We start from the raw sequence: 699 nt of genomic DNA, 5'->3' as shown, positions 1-699 counted from the left end.
TTAAGAATTCTCTTTATCAATTTCAATAACACTTATCTAATGAAACAGTCATTGTCGTAATTATTTTCATAACTACACGAAGCTTATATTGAAATTGCTAAAGAACATCCCACGATGATTTTTTACCGGTAAAGGAATGGGATTTGCAGATTCGAAGAAGCAGAAGGATTGTGCAAGCACAATCCCAAAATCCCGTTATTCTTTATAAATAAATAATATATATAAGGAAATAGTGACCCAGCACAATTATTAATACTTATAAATAATGAGTTGATTGTTCGTCAAAATGAGTGGGATTCCGGGATTTCCTTGTTACACCAACGTTTATCACGTGTTTTTGATTGGAATTTTCTCATATTCCCACCGGGATTCGTAATAAATGATAAATCAAATATATATTATCTCAGTGATGTATATGAACTACATCACTATCACACTATCTAGGAGGCAATGATATGGAAACAATCACTCAAGAACTCAAACAATATATAACTCGTCTATTCCAACTATCTAACAACGAAACATGGGAATGTGAAGCACTTGAGGAAGCAGCAGAAAATATTCTACCAGAACGTTTTATTAATGGTTCTCCACTTGCACATCTTACACTTGAAACTTATACCTACTATAATGATGAGCTACATGAGCTAAGTATCTATCCATTTCTTATGTACGCCAATAACCAACTCATCAGCATTG

The 699-nt window shown here is 33.0% G+C and carries 1 protein-coding gene; it reads left to right on the top strand.

The genetic code is table 11. The features are described from left to right. Positions 1-455: 455 nt before the first annotated feature. Positions 456-699 (top strand): SAUGI family uracil-DNA glycosylase inhibitor (locus tag HMPREF2953_RS08555; RefSeq protein ID WP_070672864.1); only part of this gene is annotated, 244 nt, incomplete at its 3' end.

It is taken from the genome of Staphylococcus sp. HMSC072E01, assembly GCF_001814125.1.
Lineage (GTDB): Bacteria > Bacillota > Bacilli > Staphylococcales > Staphylococcaceae > Staphylococcus > Staphylococcus hominis.
The sequence above is the reverse complement of the archived record's forward strand: the minus strand, read 5'-3'. Positions and strand labels throughout refer to the sequence as shown.